The sequence below is a fragment of the Deinococcus sp. KSM4-11 genome (assembly GCF_004801415.1).
GTDB lineage: Bacteria > Deinococcota > Deinococci > Deinococcales > Deinococcaceae > Deinococcus.
This window is the reverse complement of the sequence record NZ_SSNX01000003.1, coordinates 226,308-249,710: the sequence shown is the minus strand read 5'-3', so window position 1 is coordinate 249,710 and position 23,403 is coordinate 226,308. Positions and strand designations below refer to the sequence as shown.

Annotated in this window: 27 protein-coding genes; 12 read left to right on the top strand and 15 right to left on the bottom strand. The window is 68.8% G+C overall.

Annotated elements, in window-relative coordinates; genetic code table 11:
* Positions 1-7 precede the first annotated feature (7 nt).
* From coaD to E7T09_RS11110, 3 genes are read right to left on the bottom strand one after another with little or no spacing between them, the layout of a single operon-like run.
* Positions 8-526, bottom strand: coding sequence for a pantetheine-phosphate adenylyltransferase (gene coaD, locus E7T09_RS11120; protein WP_136389244.1), 519 nt, complete (start codon positions 524-526; stop codon positions 8-10).
* A complete protein-coding gene (locus E7T09_RS11115) occupies positions 523-1,104 on the bottom strand; it encodes an RsmD family RNA methyltransferase (protein ID WP_136389243.1) in 582 nt (193 codons plus the stop codon). The genes coaD and E7T09_RS11115 overlap by 4 nt, the downstream gene beginning before the upstream one ends.
* 40 nt (positions 1,105-1,144) lie before the next feature.
* Positions 1,145-1,411, bottom strand: coding sequence for a hypothetical protein (locus tag E7T09_RS11110; RefSeq protein WP_136389242.1), 267 nt, complete (start codon positions 1,409-1,411; stop codon positions 1,145-1,147).
* A 43-nt stretch (positions 1,412-1,454) separates the two neighbouring features.
* On the opposite strand from E7T09_RS11110, the gene E7T09_RS11105 reads away from it, so the two are divergent.
* Entirely contained in the window at positions 1,455-1,724 is a 270-nt protein-coding gene (locus E7T09_RS11105; protein WP_136389241.1) for a DUF3248 domain-containing protein, read from the top strand.
* 36 nt (positions 1,725-1,760) lie between these two features.
* Entirely contained in the window at positions 1,761-2,282 is a 522-nt protein-coding gene (locus E7T09_RS11100; protein WP_136389240.1) for a DUF3809 domain-containing protein, read from the top strand.
* 48 nt (positions 2,283-2,330) lie between these two features.
* Here E7T09_RS11100 and rsfS read toward each other — a convergent pair whose 3' ends face one another.
* The 5 genes from rsfS to cdaA all read right to left on the bottom strand — a co-directional run bounded on the left by rsfS (position 2,331) and on the right by cdaA (position 6,742).
* The gene (gene rsfS, locus E7T09_RS11095; RefSeq protein WP_136389239.1) at positions 2,331-2,732 is read right to left on the bottom strand and encodes a ribosome silencing factor; all 402 of its coding nucleotides are present in this window, start codon (positions 2,730-2,732) and stop codon (positions 2,331-2,333) included.
* Positions 2,729-4,042, bottom strand: a complete 1,314-nt coding sequence (locus tag E7T09_RS11090; protein ID WP_370293883.1) for an LCP family protein — start codon at positions 4,040-4,042, stop codon at positions 2,729-2,731. Before E7T09_RS11090 ends, rsfS begins: the two co-directional genes overlap by 4 nt.
* A complete protein-coding gene (yqeK, locus tag E7T09_RS11085) occupies positions 3,970-4,536 on the bottom strand; it encodes a bis(5'-nucleosyl)-tetraphosphatase (symmetrical) YqeK (protein ID WP_136389485.1) in 567 nt (188 codons plus the stop codon). The genes E7T09_RS11090 and yqeK overlap by 73 nt, the downstream gene beginning before the upstream one ends.
* A gap of 344 nt (positions 4,537-4,880) precedes the next feature.
* The gene (locus E7T09_RS11080) at positions 4,881-5,888 is read right to left on the bottom strand and encodes a hypothetical protein (protein ID WP_240741751.1); all 1,008 of its coding nucleotides are present in this window, start codon (positions 5,886-5,888) and stop codon (positions 4,881-4,883) included.
* Positions 5,885-6,742, bottom strand: a complete 858-nt coding sequence (gene cdaA, locus E7T09_RS11075; protein ID WP_136389238.1) for a diadenylate cyclase CdaA — start codon at positions 6,740-6,742, stop codon at positions 5,885-5,887. The genes E7T09_RS11080 and cdaA overlap by 4 nt, the downstream gene beginning before the upstream one ends.
* A 167-nt stretch (positions 6,743-6,909) precedes the next feature.
* Between cdaA and E7T09_RS11070 the strand changes: the two genes are divergently transcribed.
* Positions 6,910-7,590: a metal-dependent hydrolase gene (locus E7T09_RS11070; RefSeq protein ID WP_136389237.1), complete on the top strand. Its 681-nt coding sequence runs from the start codon at positions 6,910-6,912 to the stop codon at positions 7,588-7,590.
* 70 nt (positions 7,591-7,660) lie between these two features.
* Here E7T09_RS11070 and E7T09_RS11065 read toward each other — a convergent pair whose 3' ends face one another.
* A complete protein-coding gene (locus E7T09_RS11065) occupies positions 7,661-8,569 on the bottom strand; it encodes an acetyltransferase (protein WP_168734810.1) in 909 nt (302 codons plus the stop codon).
* 92 nt (positions 8,570-8,661) lie between these two features.
* On the opposite strand from E7T09_RS11065, the gene E7T09_RS11060 reads away from it, so the two are divergent.
* Positions 8,662-10,383, top strand: coding sequence for a dynamin family protein (locus tag E7T09_RS11060; RefSeq protein WP_136389236.1), 1,722 nt, complete (start codon positions 8,662-8,664; stop codon positions 10,381-10,383).
* Positions 10,384-10,419: 36 nt separating this feature from the next.
* Here E7T09_RS11060 and E7T09_RS11055 read toward each other — a convergent pair whose 3' ends face one another.
* On the bottom strand, positions 10,420-10,782 hold the full coding sequence (locus E7T09_RS11055) for an immunity 8 family protein (protein WP_136389235.1): 363 nt from the start codon (positions 10,780-10,782) through the stop codon (positions 10,420-10,422).
* A 27-nt stretch (positions 10,783-10,809) separates the two neighbouring features.
* On the bottom strand, positions 10,810-11,328 hold the full coding sequence (locus tag E7T09_RS11050; protein ID WP_136389234.1) for a DinB family protein: 519 nt from the start codon (positions 11,326-11,328) through the stop codon (positions 10,810-10,812).
* A gap of 195 nt (positions 11,329-11,523) precedes the next feature.
* On the opposite strand from E7T09_RS11050, the gene E7T09_RS11045 reads away from it, so the two are divergent.
* Complete coding sequence (locus E7T09_RS11045) at positions 11,524-12,267, top strand: ThuA domain-containing protein (protein WP_136389233.1); 744 nt, start codon at positions 11,524-11,526, stop codon at positions 12,265-12,267.
* Positions 12,264-13,307, top strand: a complete 1,044-nt coding sequence (locus E7T09_RS11040) for a Gfo/Idh/MocA family protein (RefSeq protein WP_136389232.1) — start codon at positions 12,264-12,266, stop codon at positions 13,305-13,307. The genes E7T09_RS11045 and E7T09_RS11040 overlap by 4 nt, the downstream gene beginning before the upstream one ends.
* 47 nt (positions 13,308-13,354) lie before the next feature.
* Here E7T09_RS11040 and E7T09_RS22095 read toward each other — a convergent pair whose 3' ends face one another.
* A complete protein-coding gene (locus tag E7T09_RS22095) occupies positions 13,355-14,011 on the bottom strand; it encodes a TetR/AcrR family transcriptional regulator (protein ID WP_205746994.1) in 657 nt (218 codons plus the stop codon).
* A 56-nt stretch (positions 14,012-14,067) separates the two neighbouring features.
* Between E7T09_RS22095 and E7T09_RS11030 the strand changes: the two genes are divergently transcribed.
* A complete protein-coding gene (locus E7T09_RS11030) occupies positions 14,068-14,487 on the top strand; it encodes an ester cyclase (protein ID WP_136389231.1) in 420 nt (139 codons plus the stop codon).
* A gap of 17 nt (positions 14,488-14,504) precedes the next feature.
* On the opposite strand, the gene E7T09_RS11025 is transcribed toward E7T09_RS11030, so the two are convergent.
* Entirely contained in the window at positions 14,505-15,221 is a 717-nt protein-coding gene (locus E7T09_RS11025) for an IclR family transcriptional regulator (RefSeq protein ID WP_136389230.1), read from the bottom strand.
* A gap of 82 nt (positions 15,222-15,303) precedes the next feature.
* Between E7T09_RS11025 and E7T09_RS11020 the strand changes: the two genes are divergently transcribed.
* Entirely contained in the window at positions 15,304-15,717 is a 414-nt protein-coding gene (locus tag E7T09_RS11020) for a c-type cytochrome (RefSeq protein ID WP_168734809.1), read from the top strand.
* A gap of 89 nt (positions 15,718-15,806) precedes the next feature.
* Here the strand turns inward: E7T09_RS11020 and E7T09_RS11015 are convergent, their stop codons facing one another.
* The gene (locus tag E7T09_RS11015) at positions 15,807-16,850 is read right to left on the bottom strand and encodes a M42 family metallopeptidase (protein ID WP_136389228.1); all 1,044 of its coding nucleotides are present in this window, start codon (positions 16,848-16,850) and stop codon (positions 15,807-15,809) included.
* A gap of 251 nt (positions 16,851-17,101) precedes the next feature.
* A complete protein-coding gene (locus E7T09_RS11010) occupies positions 17,102-17,887 on the bottom strand; it encodes an enoyl-ACP reductase (protein WP_136389227.1) in 786 nt (261 codons plus the stop codon).
* Between the two features lie 134 nt (positions 17,888-18,021).
* Here E7T09_RS11010 and pgeF point away from each other — a divergent pair, with 134 nt between their 5' ends.
* From pgeF to E7T09_RS10990, 4 genes are all read left to right on the top strand, one after another.
* Entirely contained in the window at positions 18,022-18,783 is a 762-nt protein-coding gene (gene pgeF / locus E7T09_RS11005; protein WP_136389226.1) for a peptidoglycan editing factor PgeF, read from the top strand.
* Positions 18,780-19,286, top strand: coding sequence for a YqeG family HAD IIIA-type phosphatase (locus tag E7T09_RS11000; protein ID WP_136389225.1), 507 nt, complete (start codon positions 18,780-18,782; stop codon positions 19,284-19,286). Before pgeF ends, E7T09_RS11000 begins: the two co-directional genes overlap by 4 nt.
* Before the next feature lie 131 nt (positions 19,287-19,417).
* On the top strand, positions 19,418-22,096 hold the full coding sequence (locus E7T09_RS10995) for a type II/IV secretion system protein (RefSeq protein ID WP_136389224.1): 2,679 nt from the start codon (positions 19,418-19,420) through the stop codon (positions 22,094-22,096).
* A gap of 34 nt (positions 22,097-22,130) precedes the next feature.
* Positions 22,131-23,360 carry a type IV pilus twitching motility protein PilT gene (locus tag E7T09_RS10990; RefSeq protein WP_136389223.1) on the top strand — a complete coding sequence of 410 codons (1,230 nt, stop codon included), beginning with the start codon at positions 22,131-22,133 and terminating at the stop codon, positions 23,358-23,360.
* Positions 23,361-23,403: the final 43 nt, after the last annotated feature.

The window sequence follows — 23,403 nt, the reverse complement described above, 5'->3', positions numbered from 1 at the left end:
GCGCTCCTTAGCCCGCGCTGATCTGGCCGGCCTCCCGCTCGGCGTACACGTCCTCGTGCTTGCGGCGGAGCGCACTGGCGCTGGCGCGGGGCACCATCTCCGAGACGTCGCCGCCGTAACTGGCGATCTCGCGCACCATGGAACTGCTCACGAAACTCCAGCGGGTCGCGGCCATGATGAACACGGTTTCCGCGTTGCCGATCTGGCGGTTCAGGTGTGCGATCTGCAACTCGTACTCGTAATCCGAGACGGCGCGCAGGCCGCGCAGGATCACGCTATCCGGCTGCCGGGCCATGTAATCCACCAGCAGGCCGCCGAAGGTGTCCACGCTGACGTTCCCGAAGTGCGCGGTTGCCTCGCGCAGGATCGTCAGGCGTTCGTCGAGCGTGAACAGATGGCGGCCCTGCTTGCGGGCGTTGTGCATGACCGTCACGGTCACGTGGTCGAAGATCTTCACGGCCCGCGTGAGCACGTCCATGTGCCCGCTGGTGATCGGATCGAAGGAGCCGGGAAAGACGGCGTTCATGTGTCCTTGATGGTATCCCGCGCGCCGTCCTGCGAGACGTCCGTGGTCACGTCACGGAAGTAGAGGGTCAGGCTGTTGCTGCCGTACCGTCGTTCCTCGCGCACGAATCCCGCGTGCTCCGGCAGGTGCAGCCGATCCGGGTGCTGGCACACCAGCAGCCCGCCGGGCTTGAGCGCCGCGCTGCCCAGAACCTGCCGGGCCAGGGCCGGGATGTCCGCCTCGTAAGGCGGATCGCTGAACACCACGTCGAAGGAACCCAGGCGCGGCAGCAGGCTGCCCGAGTCGCCCTTCACGATCCGCACGCGCAGCTCCAGGGCGCGGGCGTTCGCCTCCAGGGCCTTCAGGGCCCGCAGATCTGTCTCGACCAGCGTCACGTCGTGGCCCCGGCTGGCGGCCTCCAGGCCGATGGCGCCGCTGCCCCCATGCATATCCAGGAACGCAGGGAAGCGGGCGGCGGGAGCGCGGGCGGCCAGCAGGTCGAATAGGCTCTTGCGGACGCGCGCGCCGCTGGGCCGGGCGCTCTCGGGCACGCGCATCTCCCGGCCCTTGGCCACGCCACCCAGAATCCGGACGCTCAAACGGGGTTCCTCATGCGCGCAGCCTACGCCGAACCCGGTCTCAGGGCAGCGCCGCGTAGGCCGGGAAGGTGTCCAGCGTGCCGGGGCTCAGCTGCCAGTCCTCCTCACTCCGGGTCGCCTGACCCGCCTGCACCAGCCGGTTGAGTTCCGCCTCGACCCGCTGCTGCACGCGACGCAGGGGCAAGTCGGCCGCTCCCTCCACGCCGCGCCAGGTCAGGAACGCCCGGTGGAAGGTGGGCAGCTGATCCAGGCCCACGCGGGTTTCCAGGGCGCGCCAGCTCAGGGAGTCCGGGGGAGCGGAGGTCATGCTGCCTGTTCTACCCCCACGTCCCGCCGCGTACAATGCCCGCATGACCGACCTGCCCGGCGACCCTGACGCCCCGGTGCCCGCGGACGCGGCCCTGCTGCCGGCGGAACTGGCGCGGCACCTGGAGGCGCTGGGTTCTCAGCTGGTGTGGCGGATCGGCAAGGATGAACTCAGTGACGAGGTCGTGGTGCGGCTGGGCTTCGCCTCGGCCACGCCCCGCTTCGCGCACCTGGCTCGGCTGCGCAGTGCCGGCGACGCGGAACTCCAGGCGGCCCTGACGGAGAAGCGCGTCGTGATCGAATGGGTGGACTGAACCCGGTGGCGCAGGTGTTCGGGGCAGGCAGGCTGCGTGGTCATTGAGTCCGCCCAGGCCTTCACCCTGACCTTCCCCGGCACCCCGCAGGAGGCCCTGGCCTTCGTGCAGTCTCCTGCGCGGGCGCTGGCCCGCGTGGGCTTTCTGCGCCACCTGAAGGCCGACCAGGAGGGCGTGCAGGGCGAACTGCTGGTGCAGCTGCCCGTGCTGGGTCAGGCCGACCTGCCCTTCCGCAGTCAGCTGCTGCTCACTGAAGGCGGCGCGGCGCTGGAACCGCAGCTGCTCACCGGCGAGCGCGCGTGGGTGGAGGTGCAGGGCACGGCCCGGCTGGACGAAGGCACCGGGCTGGTCGAGGGCACCGTCCAGGGCGTGAACCTCGTGTTCGCATTCCTGTTCCGCGCGCACCTGGCCCTCCCGGACGGCGGTGGCTGGGGCGGCGACGCCTTCACGAAGATGGTGCAGGCCGCCGCCGGGCGCACCCTGCAGCGGGTCGCGCAGGAATTGCCGGCCGGCATCGCCGCGGCGATGCCCGATCCATCCGGCACGCAGGAACCATAGGCAACGCGCCGCCCGCTTGCCGGGCGGCGCGTTCCGGCCAGGCTGGTGTCAGTGTTCGGCTTCGGGGAAGTCCAGGAGGCGGGCGTCGCTCCACAGGCCCTCCAGGTCGTAGTACTCGCGGGCGTCCTTGGTCATGATGTGCACGACCACGCTGCCCCCGAAGGCCAGCAGCAGCCAGCGTTCGCTGGGGCCTTCGACGCTGGGACGGGGCAGGCCGGCTTCCATGGCCTTCTGGCGGATGTTCTCCTGCACGGCGTTCAGCTGGAGTCCGGCGGTCGCGGTGCAGATCACGAAGTAGTCCAGGGTGGAGCTGACATCGGTCAGGTCGAGCACGACGACGTCCTCGGCGCGGCGTTCACGGGCGGCGTCCACGATGGCGCGCAGCTGCGCCCGGATGCCGGGCTGCCGGGTGGGCGGCGTGGGGGTGGTGCGTTCAGGGTCTGTAGTCATGGGGTCTCCGGGGTGGGGCTCAGGTGTTTCAGGGCCGCCAAGTGCGCTGTCGCGTCGGTGCCGAGCAGGATGCCGACCTCACCGGGGCTGACCGGGAAGCGTTCGCCCTGCAACCTGGGGAGGTCGAGCGCATCGGCCAGGGCGCTGGCCTGCGCGACATCCTGCTGGGTGAACACCTGGCTGGGTTCACGGCTTGCGGCCACGGTCTCTAACTGTACGTCACGGTAGCCCATCGCTTGCAACGCGGCCTTCAGTCCCGTGCCCAGGGCATTGCCGCTGGCGTCCGCGATATGCACCTTCACATCGGGCGTGGTGGCGGGCGCCGTCTTGCCCCACACCTGGGCCAGCCGGTCGCGGTTCACGGCGAGGTTGAAGGTACCGGGAATGGTGTCGGTCGGCAGGGTCGCGAAGGCCAGTTTCAGCTGGGACAGATAGGGTTTCAGGGCCAGCAGCAGGTTCGGATCGGCGTTGGTCTCCACGCCGTTGCCGATGCCGCCCAGGATCACGGGCAGCGCCGCGAGCCCCTGCGCGGTCTTGAGCTTCCCGGCCAGCTGCGTCAGGGCCTGCTTCTGGTGGTCGATGCGGCCGTAATCATCGCCGAAGCCCTTGCGGACACGCAGGAACAGTACGCCCTGCTGGCCGTCCAGGTGGTGGTCGCCGGGCGCGAGCTTGAGGTTCACGCCGGCCGCGTTGTCGATCCACTCAATGCCGGGTTCGGGCACGCTCACGTCCAGGCCGCCCAGCGCATCGATCACGCGCTCCACGTAGTCCGTGCGCACGATCACGTACGAGTCCACGCGCTCTCCGGTGATGGTCTCCACGGCGCGCGTCAGGGCCTGCGGGCCGCCGTCCCAGTACTGGCTGTTCACCTTCTGCGCGGCGATCCCCAGCCGGGGGTTGAAATCCCCGACGTTCGTGTCGCGCGGAATGTTCAGGACATGCACGTTCACTCCGTCCACCTTCACGAGCATCAGCGTGTCGGTGTTCGGCGGCTGGATCACGTTCTCCCGCTGACCCTGGTTCTTGCACGGCTGGTGGTAATAGCAGTAGATGATGTCCCGCCCGGCGATCAGCACGCTGAAATGCGGCGCCTGCCCCTGCGGCACGCTCAGGGGCGGGGCCTGCCCCCCCGCGTGGCTCACGACGGCCAGCCCGCTCAGGGCCAGGGCGGCGACGCTGAGGCCGAAGACCTGCAGGGCGCGCAGGGCCGCCAGCCCGCGCCCGCTGGGAACGCGCGTCACGCGTCCGGGGTCAGGGTCGCGCTGTTCAGGGAACTGGTGATCGATGTCGGGGAGGGGAGGGCGCTGCACGGCAAGGCATGATAGGCCCGCAGGGTGCGCGGATGCACCTGAATGCCCTTGCCCTGCAGGTACGTGACCTTCGACACGATGGCGCGTTCCAGCGCGGCGTGCAGATCCAGCAGCGCCAGTTCCCGGATGTCGGCGTTCACGCCGCGTCCCGGCTCGGACACGTCCGCAATGTAGACGCAGGCGGACACGTCGTTCCCGCCGCGCGGTCCGGTCGTGTGATCCTCCACGGCCTCCAGCACCACGCTGTCGCGGTAGCCCCAGCGCGTCAGCAAGGTACGGGCGGCGCGGCCGTGAAGGGCCAGCGGGTGGGCCGCGTCGATGGCGCATTCGGGCGGCGCGAGGCGCAGCAGTTCGTCATCGGGCAGGTCGCGGGCGATGTCGTGCAGGATGCCTGCCGAGTAGGCCCGCTGTTCGTCCAGCCCGTTGTTTGCCGCAATCTGGGCAGCCAGGTCGGCCACCCGCAGCACATGTTCGTAGCGCCTGGGGCGAACCATCAGGCGGACGCGCTGCTCCCACCAGCCCCAGTCGGACGCGGTGATGACCGCGCTGGACGCCGAGGGCAGGACGTAGGCAATCACAGTGGTATGTGGTCGATTCCCCACATCATTGGCCAACTATACGCCCGGGAAGAGCCCCACATCTGATCGGCCCGTCACGGTCTGACGGCATTCCCGGACGGCCGGCAGACCGTCCCCCGGAGCACAGCGTGAAAAACCCGTCAGGGCAGGAAGTTCCGGATCGGCCCCGCCATCTGTGTACCCGGTTCAGACTTTGCGGGCCCTCTCGGGACTGCAACCGGTCAACTGGAAGCGGCGTGCCTCCGGGAGCGGGGTCACGCTCACGGCGTGGTGGCGGGTTTCACCGGGGTCGCCTGGACGGGTACCGCTTCCACCGTCAGCCGGACGCTCACGTTCTCCAGCACCTGCGCTCCGGCCGGCACGCCCAAGGTCACGGGCGCCGTGTACGTGCCCACGTGGTATTCCACGCGCCCGGCGACCTCCCGCAGACGGCCCAGCAACTCTGGAGCCGCCACCACGCGCACGGCGCTGGGCTGCACGCTCACCGACCGCACCCGCAGGGTCGCCGGCGGCTTTGTCAGCACCACCGGCAGCGTCCGGATGGGCAGCACCCCGGTATCCAACCGCCGGATCATGACCGTGGCTGGCCGCAGCACCACGCCATCGATCGGGTCGCCCACCGTGTCGAGCGCGATCAGGCGCGCTTCCCGTTCGCCCCCGGCCGGCACCAGCACCGGGCTGGTCACCACCTCCTTCACGGTGGTCACCACCCGGCCCGGGCCGCTCACGCTGGCGTCGGTGGGCACCACCACGTAGCGCGGCAGGCTGGTCTCGGAGGGCGTGGCCACACTCAGGGTGATCGGCAGGGTGCGCACCACCTGCGTATCCACGAAGCCCTGTACCCGATCCGGCGTGCGGCGCGTGACGGTCGTCCCCGTGGGCGCCGTGACGCTCACCACCGCGTTGAAGCTGCCTTCCGGCTGCCCGGTCACGTCCACGATCGCCTCGATGCTCTCCGGCCGCAGTTCCCGCAGCCGATCCGGACGGCCCGAAAGGGTCACGCGCACCGTCGCGGGATTCAGGTCGCTGAAGGCCCGGGTGCCCTCCCCCCGCCCGCCGGTCGTGTCGCGCACCGTGACGGGCACATCGAAGCCCTGCTCGACGTTCGCGCGGCGGTTCGAGGTCGCCAGGAACCACAGGGTCAGCGCGATCAGCAGCGACAGCAGCTTGGGCCCCAGGTTGTGTACGGCCCGCATCCACACGTAGCGGGGCTGTGCCCAGCGCCGACCGGCCTCCAGGCCCGAGCGCCAGGCCGAGGGCCCGGTCACGCCTTCTCCTTGACCGTGACGGCCTCGGAGGGCTGAGGTGCACCCGTCGCCGCTGGGGCCGAATCACCCGGCACGGGTGCCCCCGGACTGTCCGGCAGGCCCTGGCCACTGCGCTCGTAGATCAGGCTGCGCAACTGGTCGCGCAGTTCCGCGCCGTTCAGATCCGGGCCGAGCCGGCCCCCCAGCGCGATCCGCATGCTGCCCCGCTCCTCACTGACCACCAGCACCACGGCATCTGTGGCCTCGGACAGGCCAATCGCAGCGCGGTGTCGGGTGCCGTAGCGGCGGTACGTGCCGTCGCTGGACTGCAAGGGGAACAGGCAGCCGGCCGCGACCACCCGCGAGCCCTGAATGACCACGCCCCCATCGTGCAGCGGCGCGTTGCGGGCGAACAGCGCCTCCAGGAAGGGCACGCTGACCACGGCGTCCAGGGTCACGCCCGTCTCGGCGTACTCGCCCAGCGGCGTGCGGCGCTCGATGGCGATCAGGGCCCCAATCCGGCGTTCCGCAAGCCGTTCCATGCTGCGCGCCACCGCCTGCAACGCGGCCACACCCGCCGAGAGGTCACGGCTGCGCGGTCGGCCCACGCGTTCCAGCGCGGCCCGCAGTTCCGGCTGGAACAGCACCACCAGCGCGAACAGGCCCACCGTCCCCGCCCGGCCCAGCAGGTAACTGAGGGTTGTGAGGTTCAGCAGCAGCGCCGCCACCCACACGCCCGCGAACACCACGATGCCGCGTACCACGTTCACGGCCCGCGTGCCGGCCACGAGCAGGTACCCCTGGTACACCAGGAAAGTGACCAGCAGAATGTCCAGGACATCCCGGAAACTCACCTGACCTAGAACCGTGGACATGGGGTGGAAGGAAGCTCCTTTCGGCCGGGACGGAACCCGGCACACAGGGGGCGGGAAGCGGCGGACGCGTGCGCGCCCACTATACGGCGTGGAGATGTGTGCCCGCTGCCACAGCGTGGCCCGCGCCCGGCCCTAGACTCGGCACGTCCATTCCCCGGAGGTCACGCATGAACATCCGTTTTCTCGGTCACAGCGCCTTTCTCCTGCAAGATGGCGAGCACCGCCTGCTTCTCGACCCGTACATCACCCACAACCCGAAGAGTCCCACCACGCTCGAACAGGCCCTGACGTGGCCTCTGAGCGCCGTGCTGGTCAGCCACGCGCACGGCGACCACTGGGGCGACGCGCTGGCCTTCGGGAAGGCGGGCACGCCGATCATTGCCACGGCCGAGATCGGCGGGTACGCGCAGAAGCACGGCGCGGCGCAGGCGGTCGGCATGAACATCGGCGGCACGTACCGCGCGCCGTGGGGCAGCGTGTCCCTCACGCCCGCGTGGCACTCCAGCTCCTTCCCGGATGGCACGTACGGCGGGATGCCCACCGGTCTGGTCATCGAGCTGGGCGGCAAACGCGTGTACTTCGCGGGCGACACCTGCCTGTTCAGCGACATGCGCCTGATCGGCGACCGTGGCCTGGATGTCGCGATCCTGCCCGTCGGCGACCACTACACCATGGGCCCGGAGGAAGCCGGACGCTGCCTGGAACTGCTGCGCCCGAAGGTCGCCATTCCCATGCACTTCGGCACCTTCCCCGGCCTGAGCGGTGATCCGCAGGTCTTCGCCGCCGCCGGACAGGCGCAGGGCGTGGACGTGCGCGTGCTGCACCCCGGCGATACGACGGAAGTGTAAGGACATCCGACGCAGAGAGCCGGGAGGATGTTGCCCCGGCTCTCTGCGTGTCCTGCGCTTTTTTCCCTGTTTACCCCTGCTTGACCACGCGGCCCGGTGTGATCGGCGCGTCGCGTTCGTCGGGCAGGCGGGTCTGGCCGGGCGTGGGCTGCGGGAACTGCGGGTTGGCCTTGCGGCCCTCGTCGTGCGGGTAGATGCGTGAATCCACCTCCACGTCCATGCCGGGCCTCACCTTGAAGCGGCTGGTGCGCGCCGGGACGCCCATGGCGATGCCGTGCGGGGGAATGTCGTCGCGCAGCAGGGCATGTGTGGCGAGCATGGCGTCGTCGCTGACCACGGCGCCTGCCAGGATGGTGGAGTGGTACGTGATCCGCGCGCCGCGGCCCACGACCGTTTTCTTCAGGGTGACGTCCGGGCCGTCGAGCACCGAGTGCGTGTGGCTGTAGATGTTCACGTAATCGCTGATGCTGGCATCGTCGTGCAGTTCGATCCCGCCGATGTCATCCAGCAGGACGTTGCGGTGCACGACCACGTTGTCGCCGACTTCCATGTTGTAGCCGACGCTGAATTCCACGTTCTGCCAGCATTTGAAGTCCGCGCCTACCCGCCGGAAGATGTGGCCCGCCAGCACCCGGCGCACCGCGATGCCCAGCACCGGGTTCTGCCCGATGGGCGTGAGATCCAGGGACTTCCACAGCCACAGCAGTGGCTTGACCTGCGCGAACTTCTCCTGATCCGTCGCCATGTAGTACTCGGCCTCGAAGGTGACATTGCGTGAGTCCAGGTTCAGTGCGGCCAGCGGCGCGTCGGCGACCAGGGCCTCGTAGGTTCGGCCGTACATGGCCTCGGCGAGGATCTCGCGGGCCAGCACACTCCGATCCGTGTTGGGGTCGGCGAGCCTGCCGTCCAGATCGCGGACGAACTCACCAAAGGTCGCTTGGGCACCCGCGTCGATATTCACCGGTATGAGCCACGTCACAGCCGACACTGTACCGCCCCGCAGTAGAAAATAAAGTGCCCCGTTCATCCTGCCGCTCCGGCGCAGGCCGGGCAGGCTCTACACTGCCTGTCATGCTCCATCCTGGGCTCGTCTCCGATCACGTGCAGGCGCTGCTGACCCGTGAACGCAGCCTGCTGGCCGACCTCCAGGCGTTCCTGGAGACCCAGGGGGCGCCGCCCGAATCGATCGAGCACGCCCGAACCGCCGCCCGCGCGCTGGACGAGACCTTCCTGCTGGTCGTGGTGGGCGAGTTCAATGCCGGGAAGAGCAGCTTCGTGAATGCCCTGCTGGGTGCGCCGGTGCTTCCGGAGGGCGTCACACCCACCACGGACCGCATCTACGTGCTGGTGCACGGCGAGAAACCCGGCCAGATGGAAGCCACCCGCGACCCCTTCGTGAGCCGCCTGACCTACCCGCTCCCCAGCCTGGAGGGCGTGGCCCTGGTCGACACGCCCGGCACGAACGCCATCATCCGGCAGCACCAGGCGCTCACTGAGGGCTTCCTGCCGCGCGCCGATCTGGTGCTGTTCCTGACCAGCTCCGACCGCCCGTTCACGGAGTCCGAACGGCAGTTCCTGAGCCTCGCCGCAAAGTGGGGCCGCGCCGTGATCATGGTGGTGAACAAGGCCGACCTGCTCGAAACGCCTGAGCAGAAGGCCCAGGTGCGCGAGTTCGTGGAGACCGGCGCGCGCGGCGTCCTGGGCCTCACCCCGCCCGTGTTGCTGATCAGCGCGCGGGCCGAACAGCGGGGCCAGCCGACCGGCCAGCACGACCCCGGCTTCCATGCCCTGCGCGAGGTGCTGAAAATGCGCCTCTCCGAGCAGGGGCGCACCCGCCTGAAACTCCAGGGGCCGCTGAACACCGCCGCCGAACTCCTGAGCGGCGAGGACACCCGCGCCGACGCCGCCCGCGTCACCCTCAAGGAAGACCTGAGTATCCTGCGTGACCTCGAAGCGCAGCGCGAACGGCACCGTGAATCCATGACCGGCGAACTCGACGGGCAGCTCAACCGCGTCTCCCGCCTGCTCGCCGAGTTCGAGGTGCGCGCCGACCGCTTCATCGACGACAAACTCCGCTTCTCTAACATCCGTGGCTTGCTCAACCCCCGCGACCTGGAGGAGGCCTTCCGACGCGAGGCCGTGGCCGACCTTCCCGACGCCATCGACCGGCAGTTCGGCAGCATGATCGACCGCTTCGTGGAAGCCAACCTGCACTTCTGGGAGGACGTCCAGGCCTTCCTGATCCGCCGCCAGCCCTCCGGTGAGGTCGCCCGCACCCGCTTTTCATACGACCGGGGCGCGCTGCTGGAAGGCATCGCCGGCAGCGCCCGCGAGCACCTGGAACTCACCACCGAGCAGGAACTCGGCCGGCAGCTCTCCCAGGACGCCGAGGACGCCATGAAGGGAGCCGTGGGCGGCCTTGCCGGAGGTATCGGCATCGGCGCGACCCTGGGCGTGCTGATCGGCGCGAGCGCGCTGGACTTCACCGGCGGCATCCTCGCCGGGCTCACCCTGGGCAGCCTGGGCCTGTTCGTCCTACCGAACAAACGCCTCCAGGCGCACCGGCAACTGCGCGCCAAGGTCGCCGACCTGCGCGAGGCGCTGGAACGCATCGTGCGGCGCGAGTACGAACGCGAACAGGAACGCGCCGACGCGAGACTCCGCGACGCGATCAGCCCCTACACCCGCTTCACCGAACAGGAACAGGCGAGGCTTGACGGAGCGCAGACAAGGGCGGCAGCGTTAAGGGCGCAGTTGGATGGATTGAAGGCGGACGTTGGGGGCCTGGGATAGGGGAGAGGCTTCGGATCACGCGATGGAGTGACCTGCTCACGGAGTTCTGCTCCCGTAGTTATCAAACTCCCAGATCGCGACCCGGCTGACGTGAGCCACCACCTCTGGCCAGTCGGCTCCGTGGCAGGTGGCGAGATACCGCTCGATCACTGATCTGATCGTTGGCAGATCGAAATCCTGCACGATCAGCAATCCCCTTCCCCATATCGGTTCGGGCCACTCCCGGTTCAGATGGTCGGGCGTGCACACGAAGAGCTCGAAGGCATCTGAGGCGTTCTCGCCAGCAGGCCCGATATCGAGGCGCAATGAAATGCCGAAATCTACGCCGTTCTCCGGACGAAATTGTTCGACGGGGGGAGTGACTTCAAGAATGACCATCGCCTTCAGTTCAGCGCGCACCTGTCCTCCTCCAAGGAGCGCCGCGGTTCACCCTTCCAGCTCCCATCTTGGCTGGCTGACCCAGCCCGGCGTGTCGTCCACGCGCTGGCGCAGGAGCAGGTAGAGCTGCGCCGCGTGGTGCTGTACGTGCTTGGTGTTGAAGATCACGAGATGCAGCAGACTGAAGTCCCTGTACTCGCCCTCGAAGCGCTGCGCGGCCTTTTCCGGTGTCAGGCTGCGGATCAGGGCGCGGTTTTTCTGCATGACGTGGTCGAGGTAGGTCAGCAGTTCGTCCTTGCGGTACACCCGCTCCGGGAACACGCCCGCCGGGTCGAGTTCGCTCAGGGTGAAGGGGGCAGGCGGGTGGAAGCCCTGCGTGGAATCGCTGCCGTAGTAGTCCGCCATGAACAGGGTGTGGTACGCGATGTACCAGAATTCCTGGAAGCCGGCCTGCGTGCCCCAGACCTCCGGTGGGCACGCGACGATGGCGGACTCCAGCATGTTCAGGGCACTGCCGAATTCCGTCCAGAGGAGCTGTGGCAGCGTTTCCGGGTGGGGGGTGGGCATGGTTCAGGGTACGGGCGCTGGGCCTGAGGAGCATCGGCCGCATGGCGGGGGTGTCCCGACCAGGGAGATGGTCACGGTGTCGTCCGCTCCCGTTGTCCGCTAGCATCGGCGGCGCATCTGACCTACACAAGTTCATCCGTTCTCACCTGTACGCTCTAGGCTGAATCGATTCAGAGCACCGCTCCAAGGAGACCCATGACCCAGTCCACGCAGCCCCGCATTACCGTCTGGCACGAGTACCGTCACGAGCATGAGAACCCGCTGGTGGCGTCCGTCTATCCCCAGGGCATGCACGTCGCCATGGCCGACGGCCTGAAGGCCCACGGCTTCACGAACGTCGGCACCGCGACCCTGGACGAGCCTGAGCACGGCCTGACCGACGAGGTGCTGAACAACACCGACGTCCTGCTGTGGTGGGGCCACAAGGCGCACGGCGACGTGAGCGACGCCATTGCCGAGAAGGTCGCGCAGCGCGTGTGGGACGGCATGGGGCTGATCGTGCTGCACTCCGGGCACTTCAGCAAGCCCTTCAAGCGCCTGATGGGCACGTCCTGCGACCTGAAATGGCGCGAGGCCAGCGACAAGGAGCGCCTGTGGGTCGTCGATCCCAGCCACCCCATCGCGCAGGGCGTGGGCGAGTTCATCGAGATCGAGCAGGAGGAGATGTACGGCGAGCACTTCGACATCCCCACGCCGGACGAACTGATCTTCGTGAGCTGGTTCACGGGCGGCGAGGTCTTCCGCAGCGGCTGCACCTTCCGCCGGGGCTCGGGCAAGATCTTCTACTTCCGCCCCGGCCACGAGACGTACCCCACGTACTTCCACGACGGCGTGCGGCAGGTCATCTCGAACGCCGCCCGCTGGGTGGCCCCGACCGCCAGCGCGCCCCGCGCGTTCGGCAACCGCCAGCCGCTCGAACCCCTGCCGGAGCGCAAGTGACCGCGTCCAGCAAGGTCGTGAGCGCCGCGATCGTCGGCGCGGGCGGCATCTCCAAACGGCATTACGAGGGTTACAAGCAGGCGGGCGTGAATGTGGTGGCCATCGCGGACGCCAGCGAGGCCATCCGCCAGCTGCGCGAAAAGGAATGGGAGGTGCGCGCCTACGCCACCTTCGAGGAGCTGCTCGCGAACGAGGACGTGCAGGCCGTCAGCATCTGCACCCCGAACGCCTTCCACGCGCCCGCCACCATCGCCGCGCTCGACCGGGGCATCCACGTGCTGTGCGAGAAGCCGCTGTCGCTGGATCTGGACGCCTGTGACGCCATGATTGCCGCCGCCCGCCGCAACGGCGCGGTGCTCCAGACGGGCCACCACCTGCGCTCGAACCCGCTGGCCCGCACGGCCAAACGCCTGATCGACGAGGGCCGCATCGGGCGCGTGACGTTCATGCGGCTGCGGCAGGCCCACGACTGGGGCGGCGCGGAGCAGGTGCGCGGCGTGTTCGGGAGCCTCGCGGCGTCCGGCGGCGGCACCCTGCTCGACAACGGCTGCCACATGATGGATCTCGCCCGCTACTTCGGCGGGGACGTACGCAGCATCTACGCGCGCATGGCAACCCTCAAATTTCAGATTGAGGTGGAGGACACCAGCGTCGCCACGCTGGATTTCGAGAGCGGTGCCATCGCCAGCGTCGAGAACGCCTGGACGGCCACCGGCTGGGAGGAGAGCTTCTTTGTGTACGGCACGCAGGGCGCGCTGGAGTGCAGCAACCGCCTGGGCAAGGCCCGCCTGCGCTTCCTGAACCGCGAGTTCGGGTACGCCGACTGGGGCGCGGGCGACGAAACGTGGTACGACTTCGCCACCGTCGACAACGCGCACATCCGCAGCGTCGTGCACTTCATCGAGTCCATTGAGCAGGGTTCGCCCGTGGTGTGCAGCGGCGAGGACGGCCGCGAGAGCGTGCGGCTGGTCCTCGGCGCCTACGAGAGCGCCCGCACGAACTCGCCCGTGCCCCTCACCCTGGCCCCACAACTCGGCTGAATCCCACCTGGAACGCGCGCCGGAGGCTCAACCCGGCGCGCGTCGTCTTAGTCGACGTCTGTCCCTCGGGTTGCGGCGCGGGCGGCGGCCGTCCGGCACTCCAGTACCTCGGCGTTCAGGTGCCCCAGCAGCCAGGCCTCGTACTCGTCGGGCGTCCAACCCGACCCGCCGACGAGTTCCAGATAGACCTCCGCGTGGGTCAGGGCCAGATACGCGGCATTGAAGCGCGCGGCGTCCAGGTGCGCCTCCTCGGCCCATGCCCGGACGATCCGGCCGATATTCGTGCGCCGCCCATTCAGCGCGGTGCCGAGTTCCAGCGCCGCCTCCGGATCCGACGCGGCCGCCGCCGTGTAGATGGCCATCATCCGGGCACCGAGTTCCCACTGCCGGCGGGTCGCGTGCGCGGCGAGGCGCAGCCGATCCGCGAGCTCCGGCTGCTCGCCGGCCAGCCGGTAGGTGTCACGCTGACCGGTCGCCTGGTGCCATGCCTCGCGGATGGCCGCCAGCAGGGTGCGCTTGTTGGTGAACGCGCCATACACGGTACTCACGGCCACCCCGGCACGCAGGGCGATGGCGTCCATGGTGGTACCGGCGTACCCCGTCTCCAGGAACAGGTCGGTGGCCGCCTGGACGATCAGGGTGCGGGTCGCCTCGGCCTGTCGCTGGCGGTGGGTCGAGCGGGTGGGCGCGTTGCTTTCCGGCATCCACCGGAGTATAACTGATCTCACTGTAGTACAACTACACTCAGCGGAGGCCCACTATGACCCAGGATGCAGACGTGACCGTCGTCAGTGACATGATCGAGCGGGCCTTCAACCGGGGTGACCTGAGCGCGGTGGACGACCTGCTGTTGCCCGCCTCGACCGACCACCAGGAGGCGCCCGGCGTGAACTTTCCCCAGCACCTCAAACAGGTCGTCACCATGCTCAGGACGGCCTTTCCCGACCTGCACTTCGAGATCAAGCACCTCATGTCCAGCGGTGACATCGTGGCCATGCACTCCGTCATGACCGGCACCCATCTCGGCCCCATGCGCGACCTGCCCCCGACCCAGCGTCGCGTGCACGTGCGGCACATGCACTTCGTGCGTGTCGAGCAGGGGCGTGGCGCGGAACTGTGGCACGTGTGGGATACCGCCTCCATGATGCGGCAACTGACCGGGCCGGCCCCGACTCCCTGACCGGCCCGCGCCGACCGCTACACCCCCTCGGCTTCCCTCACGATGCCCAGCACGCGCTCGCGCACCTGACGTTCCTCGCGCAGGTACCGCTGGGCGCTCATTTGCACGCCGATCGCGGCCACGACGCTGCCGCCGCGCTGGGCGTCCGGCGCGTGGTACGGCACGCCCAGCGTGCACTGCTCCGGAATCCATTCCTCGATGGAGTACGCGTACCCGAGCTTCTTGACCTTGGCGACCTCGGTGCGCCACTCGTCTTGCGAGGTGATCGAACTCGGCGTGCACTGCGCGAAGGTGCGGGGCGTGATCTCCGCGTGCGCGTACAGGATCTTGCCGCTGGCGGTGGCCGTGGCCGGCAGGTACACGTCGAGCGGCAGGTCGATGTCGGCGTCCGGATGGCGTTCTCGGATCGCGGCCACGACCTCCTCGCCCTCCAGAATGCACAGGAAGGCCACGGAACGCACCTCCAGGGCCAGCCGGGTGATCAGCGCGCGGGCTTCCGGGAACCACGGCAGGGCGGCCGTGAGCTGCGCGCCCATCTCCGCGAGGTGCCACGACAGGCGGTACTTGCCGGCCGGGGTGCGGCGCAGGAACCCGGCCTCAGTCAGACCAGCGAGATAGGCGTGGGCGGTGGCACGCGGCACGTTGAGGTGCGCGGCCAGGGCGCGCACCCCCCACTCGGGCTGCTCGGCACTGAACGCCCCGAGGATGGTCGCTGCTTTCTGGAGGGACAGCACCCGTCCAGCCTACAGGGACGAGTACCGATCTGTACATGGTGACCTTCTTAAGCCTGACGTTCCCTCCGTACACTGGCCCCAGATGTCCCGTCTGTCCTGGCTGTGCGCGCTGCTGGTGCTGGCCCCGCTGTGCGCCCTGGCCGCGGCGGCGCCGCCGGATGCCGTACCGGGCACCGCGACTGCGGCGGCTGCCCAGGTGAAGCGCGGCGAGGTGCTGTACTTCCAGGCGTGCGCCATCTGCCACGGCGACCGCCTGGAAGGTCAGATCGGTCCGGCCCTGAGCGGCGACGACTTCCGCGCGACCTTCGGAGGCGGGCAGGTGGCCGCGCTGCACACCCTGATCACCACGACCATGCCGGACGACCGTCCCGGTTCGCTGAGCGCCCAGGAGGCGCTGGACGTAACCGCTTACCTGCTCGTCCTGAACGGCCTGCCCCGGCCCGCTGCAGAACTGAAGGCCGGAACGCTCGAGGCCCCGGCCCTCCGCACACCTTGACGCTGGGCTTCGTTGTCGCTCCCGTCGGTGCTGAGGCGGTCAATTCCTACGTCCACAGCGGGTGAAGACCGGAGTCCCGCCCTGGCCCTTCAGCCTTCAACGCGCACATAGGCGAGCATCAACGCTCCCGTGGCCGTCAGGGCGTCCGTGTGGGTGCGCTCGTAGGCGTGGCTGGCATCCACCCCAGGCCCGATCAGCGCCACCGGGTAATCCCCGCCCGCCCGCCACGCCGCCGTGCCGTCCGAGGAATAGTAGGGGTACAGGTCGACCCGCAGTTCCAGGCCCGCGTGCCGCGACGCCGCGCGCAGGCGGTTACCGAGCGCATGATCGTAGGGCCCGCCGCTGTCGGCCACGCACAGCGTCACGTGATGCTCGCTGCTCTGCTGGTTCTCCCCCACGGCGGCCATGTCCACGGCGATCAGCTCGTCCGTGTGCGGTGGAATGCCGGTGGCCGCGCCGTGCCCGACCTCCTCATAGGTGGTCACGTGGAAGGCCGTGGTGTGGGCGGGGGCGTCCTCCAGCAGGGCCTTCGTGACGCCCAGGAACACGGCCACCGCCGCCTTGTTGTCCAGATGCCGGGCCTTGACGTAGCCGCTCGGCGTCACGCGGGGTCTGGCGTCGAAGCTCACGAAATCGCCCACCGCGATGCCCAGGGCGCGGGTCTGGTCGGCCGTCCCGGTCGGTTCGTCCAGGCGCACTTCCATGACTGACTGCTCGCGTTGCAGGGTCCGCAGGGCCGCGCCGTGCACGTGCGTGCTCTGGCGGATATTCACGACCGTGCCCGTGATCACCCGCCCCGACTGCGTGTGCAGGCGCACATCCTCACCCTCTACGGTCGCCCAGTCGTAGCCGCCCAGCGCCGACAGGGTCACGCGGCCCGTGCGCTTGATGAACTTCACCATCGCGCCCAGGGTGTCGACATGCCCGCTGAAGGTCACGTGCTTGCGACCGTCACGGTGGCCCGGCACCTCCCAGGTCAGAGCGCCCTTGCGGGTGCGAACCGGCGTGACGCCCAGCGCCCGCAGTTCCGCCTCGACCAGCGCCACCGCGTCCTCCGTGAATCCGGTCGGGCTGGGCGTGTCCAGCAGCCGAATCAGGACCTCCAGAGTGAACGGCAGGTCGATGGCCGTCATGCGTCTGCTCCGGCCAGCAGGATCACGCCGAAGCCCGCCGCCTGCGCCGGGGCCTCCACTTCGTGTCGCTGCGCAGGCAGCAGAGGGGCCGTGGCCGTCAGGGTCATAGCGCGGATGATAGCGGCTGTGCCGACGCAAACCTGGACGAACCCAGCCTGTCTCGGCCCAATCCTTCTAATGCCAGCAGCCCTTCATGGCGCAGCGTCTGTCCAGTCGGCCCGACAGCCGTGAAGGGGAGCGACCGGCCGCGATCAGTCCTCTTTCACCGTCATGATGCTCAGGCCCGCGTCCACGTACACGGTCTGCCCGGTCACGCCGCTTCCCAGGTCGCTGAGCAGGAACAGCGCGAGCTTGCCGACCTCCTCAGGCGTGGCATTGCGGCCGAAGCTGGCGTTGCGCGCGCCCTTGTCGTACAGGCCGCCGAACCCCGGAATGCTGCGCGCGGCGATAGTCCGCATCGGCCCGGCGCTGATGGTGTTCACGCGGATCTCGCGCGGGCCGAAATCGGCGGCCAGGTAGCGGGTGGCGGCCTCCAGCGCGGCCTTGGCCACGCCCATCACGTTGTACTTCGGTACGACCTGCTGCGACGCGTGGTACGTGAGGCTCACGATGCTGCCGCCGTCACGCAGCAGCGGTTCTGCATGCCGTGACGCCGAGACCAGCGTGTAGGCACTGACGTGCAGCGACGTGTTCCAGTCCTCGGGCGAAGTGTCGAGGAAGCGGCCTTCCATGGCGGTGCGCGGCGCGAAGGCGATGGCGTGCACGACGTAATCCAGGTGCCCGAACTCCTGCTTCACGCGGGCGAACAGCGCCGTCAGGTCGTCCTCACTGGTCGCGTCCGCCTGCTGCGACCACACGCCCTCCTTGCCGGCGAGCAGCTTGTCCAGTTCGCCCTTCAGGCGCTCGCCCTGGTAGGAGAAGCCCACGCGGCACCCGGCCGCGAGCAGTTGCTCGGCGATCGCCCAGCCCAGGCTGCGGGCATTCGCCACGCCCATGACCAGGGCCGTCTTGTCGGAAAGGTTCACGCTGACACTCATGTTTCGACTCTACCAACCCTGGGACGGCCACGCTTGAAGCCGGTGCAAGCATTCACCGGAACCGACGCCGCTGTGACCGAATGCGACCCGTCTTCCCGCGCCGATCGGCACAGACCGTCAGAATCCGGTGAGAGATGCCGGGGGATACTACACACCTGATGTTCCTCCACGCGCCGATCCTCACCGCGCCGCACGCCTTCACCACGCGTGCTGGCGGCGTGTCGACGGGTGACTTCCGGGGGCTGAACCTCGACGACCGCCAGGACGATCCGCAGGCTGTGGCCCGCAACCGCGCTCTGCTGACCGGCTCGTTGGGCTTCGAGGCGGCCAGTGTCGCGCGGCTCACGCAGGTGCACGGCACAGCGGTCGTGAGTGTCACGGCACCTGGCGTCTGGGAGGGCGACGCCCTGGTGACCGCGACGCCCGGCGTGCTGCTGGCCATCGGCACGGCCGACTGTTACCCGCTGCTGCTCCAGGATGCCGACGCGGGCGTGATCGGCGCCGCACACGCCGGCTGGAAGGGGACGCTAGGACGCATCGCGGAGAAGACCGTGCAGGCCATGACCGCGCTGGGGGCCGACCCGGCCCGCATCCGTGCGGCGGTCGGCCCCGGCATCTGCGGCGCGCAGTACGGAGTCAGCCCGGATCTCGCCGGGCAGTTCCGTAACGCGGGCCTGGGCGACTTCGTGCTGAGCGGCCCGGCCCAGCCGCACCTGGATCTGGCTGGAGCGAACCGGGCCGTGCTGCTGGAGGCCGGCCTCCCGGACGCCCAGGTGTGGGTCAGCGGGCGCTGCTCCACCGAGGCCGACTTCTACTCGTACCGCCGCGACTCGGGCCGAACCGGGCGCATGTGGGCCGTGATCGGCCTGCCGGCCCCGGCCGGAGTGAGCGCGTGAGCCTGCTGCGCCCCCGCGACGTGATCGACCACGTCACCGACATCACCCCGGGGTTCCTGACCTCGCGCGGCCTGCACGGGCTGCTGATCGACCTCGACAACACCCTGGTGCCCTACGGCAGTTACGCCGACGAGGAAGCCGCCGGCATGATCCGCTGGGCCCGCGACCTGCAACAGCTCGGCACGAAGCTGTACCTCCTGAGCAACGCCACCGGTAAACGTGCCGCGTACTGGCTGGAACGCCTGGAATTCAACGGCGTCGGTCTGGCCGGCAAACCCAATCCGCGTGCCTACCGGCGTGCCCTGACCAGCCTGGGGCTCGCCCCCCGGCAGGTCGGCATGGTCGGCGACCAGCTGTTCACGGACGTGCTGGGCGGCAACCTCGCCGGACTGCACACCATCCTCGTGAGGCCGCTTCAGGGCAACGCCCTCCCGCACACCCGCGCGGCCCGGCACCTCGAGCGCGTCGTGCTGCGCCGGTACGGCCATGACTGGAGAACCTGACGTGAGTCGCTGCAGTCCCCCTCACGCAGGGTCATGGTTCGCCCCGCCCGGAGTCCACCCTTCCCATCATCCCGCACCACTCCGGCCTGCCCGGCCCCCGCACCACCTGCACCCGCTCAAGGAGGAAGATCATGGCTCTCTCAATCGGTGACCGGCGCCTCGGCGCGATCCTGCTCGAACAGGGGTACGTGAACGACGCGGACCTGCAAAAAGCCCTGGTGCGGCACGCGGAGGTCGGCGGTCGGCTCGCGGAGATCCTGATCGGCTCGGGCATGGTCGGCGAGAAACGCATCGCGCGCGCCATCGAGGAAGCGCTCGGCATTCCGCTGGTGAACCTCACGGTCGTGAATCCCGATCCGCAGGCGATCATGGCCGTGCGCGCCCAGACGGCCCTCAGTTCCATGGCCTTTCCCTTCGCGCTGGAGGGCGGCACGCTGCGCGTCGCGCTGGTCGATCCCCTGTCCAGCGTGTCCATCGAGGCCCTGGAGGACGACTCCGGCCTGATGATCGAGCCGTACCAGGCGCTGCGCGACGAGATCAACTGGGCGATCGCCACGCACTACCCGGAACTGGGCCTCACGCCCGTGGCCCCGATCGACGCGGTCGAGGGGCCTGGCGGCGGCAAGCTGGGCCAGCGCCTGATCACACGCGGTTTGATCACCGACGCGCAACTCCAGGTCGCGCTGGATGCCCAGCAGCAGACTGGTGAGCCGCTGGGCGCCACGCTGTACGCGCAGAAGGCCATCTCGGAAGACCAGCTGTATGAGGTGCTGGCCGAGCAGATCGGCGCGGTGTACCTGAAAAACCCGCGTGACTTCAAACCCAGCGAGGAGGTGCTGGGCACCATGCTGCGCGCCGACGCCCTGCGCCTCACGGCCGTGCCGGTCGACGAGAGCGGCGGCAGCGTCACCGTGGTCGCCAGCGATCCCCGCAAGCGCGAGGACATCGAGGCGCTGATCGGCCGGCGCACGCAGTTCCTGCTCGCCAAACCCCGCGATGTCGAGTCCCTGATCGAACGGTACTACCCGCAGCGCGGGCGGCTGGGCGAGCAGATGGTGCAGCAGGGCACGCTGTCGCGCGCGCAGCTGCGCGAGGCGCTGCAGGTGCAGGCCCGCGAGGGCCGCGTCAAGCCGCTGGGCGAGGTCATCATCGAGCTGGGCTTCGCCGGGGCCGACGAGATCGACTCCGCCCTGCAGAAGCAGAATTCCGGCGGGGGCCGCCTGGAAGACACGCTGGTGCAGTCCGGGAAGCTCTCGCCGGAGATGCTGGCGCGCTCGCTGGCCGCGCAGCTCGGCTACGAGTTCCTCGATCCCGTCCAGAACCCGCCGGATCCCAAGGTCGCGCTGATGATTCCCGAGGCGACCGCGCGCCGCTACGCCGTGGTCCCCGTGAGACTCCAGGGCGAGTCGCTGGTCGTGGCCATGAAAGATCCGCGCAACGTGTTTGCGCTGGACGACCTGAAGCTCATCACCGGACGTGAGGTCATGCCGGCCGTGATGGCCGAGAAGGACATCATCCGCCTGATCGAGCGGTACTTCGGCAACAAGGACATGGCCGACCTGAACCAGCGCCTGGTGCAGGAAAGCAACAAGCGCGAGAAGGACAGCAAACGCGCCGACGACGTCGATATCTCCGCCGGCCTGGACGACAACGCCGTGGTGCGTGTGGTCGACAACCTGATCCGCGAGGCCGCCCTCCAGGAAGCTTCCGATATCCACATCGAACCGACCGAATTCGACGTCCGGGTGCGCTACCGCGTGGACGGCGTGCTGCGCGAACAGAACTCCCTGCCCAAGGGCGCGGCGCAGAGCATGCTGGCCCGCATCAAGATCATGGGGCAGCTCGACATCAGCGAGCGCCGCGTGCCGCAGGACGGCCGCGTGCGCTTCAAGAAGGGCAGCATCGATCTCGACCTGCGACTCTCCACGCTGCCCACCGTGTACGGCGAGAAGGCCGTGATGCGTCTGCTGCAGAAAGCCAGCAACATCCCGGAAGTCGAGCAGCTGGGCTTCAGCGAGCATAACTTCCAGCGCTACCTGGACGTCATCCACAAACCCAACGGCATCTTCCTGGTGACCGGCCCCACCGGCTCCGGTAAGTCCTTCACGTCCTTCTCCACCCTCAAACGCATCGCGGTGCCCGAGAAGAACACCACCACCATCGAGGATCCGGTCGAGTACGAGATTCCCGGCATCATCCAGTCGCAGGTGAACCCGGTCGCCGGCCTGACCTTCGCCCGCGCGCTGCGCGCCTTCCTGCGCCAAGATCCGGACATCATCTTCGTGGGGGAAATCCGCGACACCGAGACGGCGAAGATCGCCGTGGAGGCGGCCCTGACCGGTCACCTGGTGCTGGCCACGCTGCACACCAACGACGCGCCGGGCGCCATCGTGCGCCTCGAAGAGATGGGCGTGGAGCACTTCAACATCGGCGCGGCCGTGGTCGGTGTGGTCGCGCAGCGCCTGGTGCGCAAGGTCTGCCCGGACTGCAAGGCGCCCACCAACGCCGACCCGGACGTCCTGCGGCGCCTGGGCATCACCGAGCGTGACCTGCGCGGCGCGCAGCTGATGCGCGGCGCGGGCTGCCCCCGCTGCGGCGGCACCGGCTACAAGGGCCGTATGGGCATCCACGAGCTGATGGTCATCGACGAGCCGCTGCGGATCGCCATTGGCTCCGGCAAGAACGCCACTGAGATCAACGAGATCGCCACCACCCAGAGCGGAATGAAGACCTTGCGTCAGGACGGCATTGCCAAGGCCCTGCAGGGGATCACCACGCTGGAAGAAGTCCTGGCCGTCACCAGCAAGTAACCGCGTCCCGCCCGTACTCCCCACGAGGTATTCCATGACTGCACCCAGCGCCGATATCACCGACATCCTGCGCCTCGCCGCCGAGAAGGGCGCGTCCGACGTGATCCTGACCGTCGGGCTGCCGCCCCAGTTCAAACTGCACGGCGAGTACGACTCGCAGGGCTTCAGCGAACTCGTCGGCACCGAGACCCGCCGCCTGATGTACTCGATGATGAACGAAAAACAGCAGCGCACCTTCGAGGAAAAGCGCGAGCTGGACTTCTCCTTCGCACTGGGCGAGAAGGCCCGCTTCCGCGTGAACGCGTTCATGCAGCGTGGCCACGTGGGCGGCGTGCTGCGCCTGATCCCGACCAAGATCAAGAGCGCGCAGGAGATGGGCCTGCCGCAGAACGTGATCGACATCGCCAGCGCGCCGCGCGGTCTGGTGCTCGTCACCGGCCCCACCGGCTCGGGCAAGTCCACCACGCTGGCCGCCATGATCGACCACATCAACACCAACAAGAAAATGCACATCATGACCATCGAGGATCCGATCGAGTTCATGCACACGCACAAGCAGTCGATCATCAACCAGCGTGAAGTCGGGTCGGACACCATGGACTTCGAGCACGCCCTGCGCGCCGTGCTGCGCCAGGCCCCGGACGTCATCCTGGTCGGCGAGCTCCGCGACTTCGAGACCATCAAGGCTGCCGTGACCGCCGCCGAGACCGGGCACCTGGTCATGGGCACCCTGCACACCAACAGCGCGCCCGAATCCATCGACCGCATCGTCGACGTGTTCCCGGAAGAGCAGCAGGAGCAGATCCGGGTGCAGCTCGCGAACAACCTGGTGGCCGTCATGACCCAGCAGCTGCTGCCTAAGCTCGAGGGCGGCGGACGCATCCTGGCCTACGAGCTGCTGGTCGCCAACCCCGCCGTGCGCTCCCTGATCCGCGAGGGCAAGACCTACCAGATCGTGTCGGTCATGCAGACCGGTGCCCGCGAGGGCATGATCACCATGGACGCGTACCTCGCCAACCTGTACCGCCGCCGCCTGATCTCCTTCGACATCGGTGTGGAGCGCGCCGTGGATCCCAAAGAATTTGCCCGGCTCGCCAACGACCCGACCGTGGGCAACTCGCTGCCGCCCGGTGCCATGCCGAGTGGAACCGGCGCCGCGGGTGCAGGGGCCGTCAACCGGGAGATGCCGCCGCGTCTCGGAGACACCTCGGTCAGCCGGCCCTCGACGCCCGCTGGCGGGTCATCCTCGTTCGGCCGCCGCTGAAGATAAGGGCCAAAACTGAACAGCTGAGTCGAAAGCAGGAGTG

Excerpts from the sequence above, each read along its gene's own strand:
- coaD (WP_136389244.1), bottom strand. The coding sequence starts at position 526 with ATGAACGCCGTCTTTCCCGGCTCCTTCGATCCGATCACCAGCGGGCAC.
- E7T09_RS11110 (WP_136389242.1), bottom strand. The coding sequence starts at position 1,411 with ATGACCTCCGCTCCCCCGGACTCCCTGAGCTGGCGCGCCCTGGAAACC.
- E7T09_RS11105 (WP_136389241.1), top strand. The coding sequence starts at position 1,455 with ATGACCGACCTGCCCGGCGACCCTGACGCCCCGGTGCCCGCGGACGCG.
- rsfS (WP_136389239.1), bottom strand. The coding sequence starts at position 2,732 with ATGACTACAGACCCTGAACGCACCACCCCCACGCCGCCCACCCGGCAG.
- yqeK (WP_136389485.1), bottom strand. The coding sequence starts at position 4,536 with ATGGTTCGCCCCAGGCGCTACGAACATGTGCTGCGGGTGGCCGACCTG.
- cdaA (WP_136389238.1), bottom strand. The coding sequence starts at position 6,742 with ATGTCCACGGTTCTAGGTCAGGTGAGTTTCCGGGATGTCCTGGACATT.
- E7T09_RS11070 (WP_136389237.1), top strand. The coding sequence starts at position 6,910 with ATGAACATCCGTTTTCTCGGTCACAGCGCCTTTCTCCTGCAAGATGGC.
- E7T09_RS11060 (WP_136389236.1), top strand. The coding sequence starts at position 8,662 with ATGCTCCATCCTGGGCTCGTCTCCGATCACGTGCAGGCGCTGCTGACC.
- E7T09_RS11050 (WP_136389234.1), bottom strand. The coding sequence starts at position 11,328 with ATGCCCACCCCCCACCCGGAAACGCTGCCACAGCTCCTCTGGACGGAA.
- E7T09_RS11045 (WP_136389233.1), top strand. The coding sequence starts at position 11,524 with ATGACCCAGTCCACGCAGCCCCGCATTACCGTCTGGCACGAGTACCGT.
- E7T09_RS22095 (WP_205746994.1), bottom strand. The coding sequence starts at position 14,011 with ATGCCGGAAAGCAACGCGCCCACCCGCTCGACCCACCGCCAGCGACAG.
- E7T09_RS11030 (WP_136389231.1), top strand. The coding sequence starts at position 14,068 with ATGACCCAGGATGCAGACGTGACCGTCGTCAGTGACATGATCGAGCGG.
- E7T09_RS11020 (WP_168734809.1), top strand. The coding sequence starts at position 15,304 with ATGTCCCGTCTGTCCTGGCTGTGCGCGCTGCTGGTGCTGGCCCCGCTG.
- E7T09_RS11015 (WP_136389228.1), bottom strand. The coding sequence starts at position 16,850 with ATGACGGCCATCGACCTGCCGTTCACTCTGGAGGTCCTGATTCGGCTG.
- E7T09_RS11010 (WP_136389227.1), bottom strand. The coding sequence starts at position 17,887 with ATGAGTGTCAGCGTGAACCTTTCCGACAAGACGGCCCTGGTCATGGGC.
- pgeF (WP_136389226.1), top strand. The coding sequence starts at position 18,022 with ATGCCGGGGGATACTACACACCTGATGTTCCTCCACGCGCCGATCCTC.
- E7T09_RS10995 (WP_136389224.1), top strand. The coding sequence starts at position 19,418 with ATGGCTCTCTCAATCGGTGACCGGCGCCTCGGCGCGATCCTGCTCGAA.
- E7T09_RS10990 (WP_136389223.1), top strand. The coding sequence starts at position 22,131 with ATGACTGCACCCAGCGCCGATATCACCGACATCCTGCGCCTCGCCGCC.